Here is a 2,779-nt window from a genome sequence, read left to right on the forward strand (position 1 = left end):
CCTTCGCCGGCCGGCGACGCTCCAGGCGCTTGCGCTTCCAGGCCTTGTAGTTGCCATCGACCCACAGCGAGACGATCAGCGTGTCACGGGTGACGCGGTGGAACTCACGCAGCATCGCCAGCCGGTGCGCCGGGTCGGCGATGTGGTGCAGTAGGCGCATGCAGAAGATGTTGTCTACCGCGTTGTCACCCATGTCGATGGCGAAGGCGGAGGTCTGGAAGCTCTCGACCCGATAGAGGATTTCCCGCGACTGCGAGGCTTCGGCGATCGCCAGCATGTCGGCCGAGTTGTCGGCGGCAAAGATCATCCGGCTTGGGTGCTCGGCCAGCAGCGGCCAGAAGCGCCCGGCGCCGCACGGCAGGTCCAGCACCAGATCAGGATCGCCGGCGATCTTCAGTGCGCGGCGCGCCATCTGCTCGTCACGCCAGTGCGACAGCCGCCGGGCCAGGCCATCCTGATGCTTGTGCAGGTATTCGTAGGCGTGCTGGCGATCGTATTTGCGCGAGAACTCCAGTTCGATGGGGCTCGATGTGGTCATGGCGGGCATTCCGGTTGGAAACGGAACGCCAAACTAACCAGACAGACATCAAGGGCCCGTCAACGGGATGTGAAAAAAACGTCAAACAGCGCCGTCATGAAAGCGCACCTGAAAGCAGCTGCCCTGCGGTTGCCGCGGCACCACACCTACCTGCCAGCCCTGGTGCGCGCAGATCCGCTTGACCAGCGACAACCCCAGCCCCAGCCCTTCGCCGCGCCCCTCGGCACCCCGCACGAACGGCTGGAACATGCGCTCCTGCTCCGCCAGGGGAATGCCCACGCCGCTGTCCTCGACGCGAAAGCCAGCGTCGTCGAGGACCAGCCGCACCGTGCCGCGGTCGGTGTAATGCAGTGCGTTGCGCAGCAGGTTGGACATCACCGCGCCGAGCAGGGTGTGGTTGTAGACGCCGCGGTCCTCGCCCTCCTCCAGCAGCTCGAAGGCCAGGCCCTTCTCCGCCAGCAGCGGTGCCCAGCGCTCGCTCTGCTCGGTCGCCACGCTCCGCAAGCTGGCGTCGCCGGCCAAGGACGTCTGTTGCGGACGCGCCCGCGCCAGCATCAGGAAGGTTTCCACCAGCTCGTGCATTTCCCGCGCGGCGCGCTGGATGCGCGCCAGCGGTCGCTGCGCGGCTGGCGACAGCTCGGCCTGCTGCTCGAGGAGCTCGCAGGCGCCGAGCACCACCATCAACGGGGTGCGTAGTTCGTGGCTGACATCGGCGGTGAACAGCCGCTCGCGCTCCAGGGTCTGGCGCAGCTGGCCGAGGGTGCTGTCGAACGCCGCGGCCAGATGGCCGACCTCGTCATCGGGATACTGCAGGGCCAGCGGCGGCGCCAGCGGATGCAGCTGGTCGCGGTGGCGCACCTGGTTGGCCAGGCGGCTGACCGGTGCCAACACCCGGTTGGCCATCAGCCGCCCCAGCGCCCAGGCGCCGAGCACGCTGAGCAGAAAGCCGGCCAGCACGACGTTGAACAGCGCATCCTCACGGGCCTCGAACTCGTGCTGCTCCTGCACCAGCACGTAGCGGTCAGCGCCGACATTGCGCACATAGACGTAGTAGGCATCGTCCCCGCGAACCAGCTCGGTGAACCCCTCGCCGAGCCCGGCAAACGCCTTTGGCATCGGGCGCTCCGGCAGATGCGAGGCGAAGAAGTGAGTGCTGGTACCCAGCTGCGGTGTTCGTCCCTTTGGCAGATCCTCGTTGAGCACGATGTCCAGGTCGCGACTCAACTCCTCGGTGACCAGCTGCTCTTCGATGAAGTGCACCACGCCAACGATGCCGAGGGCGAACGCACCGCTCACCACCAGCGTCATCAGCGTGAAGGCGATGACGATCCGCCGCGCCAGCGGCTGCTTAGCGAGCATCGCAGTCCTCCGCCAGGCGGAAGCCAAGGCCGTGCACAGTATGCAGCAACGGCTTGTCGAACGGCTTGTCGAGCACCTGGCGCAACTGGTGGATATGGCTGCGCAACGCATCGCTGTCCGGCACGTGATCACCCCAGACGGCATCTTCCAGCGCTTCGCGGCGCACCACCGCCGGGCTGCGCTGCATGAGGATCGCCAGCAGCTTGTGGCCGATAGGGTTGAGGCGAATCGGCTGGCCACCACGACTGGCTTCCAGGGTGTCCAGGTCGTAGCAGAGATCGGCCACCTGCAGCTGCCGGCGACGCGATCCCTGGCAGCGACGCAGGATCGCCTCGATACGGGCAACCAGCTCGGACAGCGCGAAGGGCTTGATCAGATAGTCGTCGGCACCGGCCTGCAGCCCCTTGATGCGGTCAGGCAGCGCATCGCGGGCGGTGAGCATGATGATCGGCGTATCGCGCCCGGCATCGTCGCGCAGGCGCTTGCACACCTGCAGCCCGTCGATGCCCGGCAGCATCAGGTCCAGCACGATCAGGTCGTAGTCCTGGGTGGCGGCCAGGTGCAGACCGCTGAGGCCATCCTGCGCGCAGTCGACCACGTAGCCCTTGAGCTCAAGGTAGTCCAGCACGTTGGCGAGAATGTCACGGTTGTCTTCGATGACCAGGATGCGCATCGCTGGGGTACTCGCTAGAAGTTTCGGAACGGCAGACGCTGCTTATTACGCCTGCGCGCGGCGCAGAACATAGCCGAGACGATGTGAAAAAAACGTCGCCTCGCCAGCCCCGCATTTAGCCCTGCGCGGCTTAAGACTGCCTTAAGTTTGCGACCCAACAATGCGGCCCAGGCTTCTAACCGAGGTTCCCCGATGGAACTGCCCTGGGT

3 protein-coding genes are annotated in these 2,779 nt (G+C 66.0%); all 3 read right to left on the bottom strand.

Annotated features, from left to right (window positions below):
* On the bottom strand, positions 1–538 hold a 538-nt coding region (locus NA619_RS24825), incomplete at its 3' end, for a class I SAM-dependent methyltransferase (protein ID WP_255964428.1).
* 81 nt (positions 539–619) lie between these two features.
* Positions 620–1,897: a sensor histidine kinase gene (locus tag NA619_RS24830; RefSeq protein WP_125863944.1), complete on the bottom strand. Its 1,278-nt coding sequence runs from the start codon at positions 1,895–1,897 to the stop codon at positions 620–622.
* Positions 1,887–2,570, bottom strand: a complete 684-nt coding sequence (locus NA619_RS24835) for a response regulator transcription factor (protein WP_064481061.1) — start codon at positions 2,568–2,570, stop codon at positions 1,887–1,889. Before NA619_RS24835 ends, NA619_RS24830 begins: the two co-directional genes overlap by 11 nt.
* Positions 2,571–2,779 lie beyond the last annotated feature (209 nt).

The organism is Stutzerimonas stutzeri, from assembly GCF_024448895.1.
Taxonomy (GTDB): Bacteria; Pseudomonadota; Gammaproteobacteria; order Pseudomonadales; family Pseudomonadaceae; genus Stutzerimonas; species Stutzerimonas stutzeri_Q.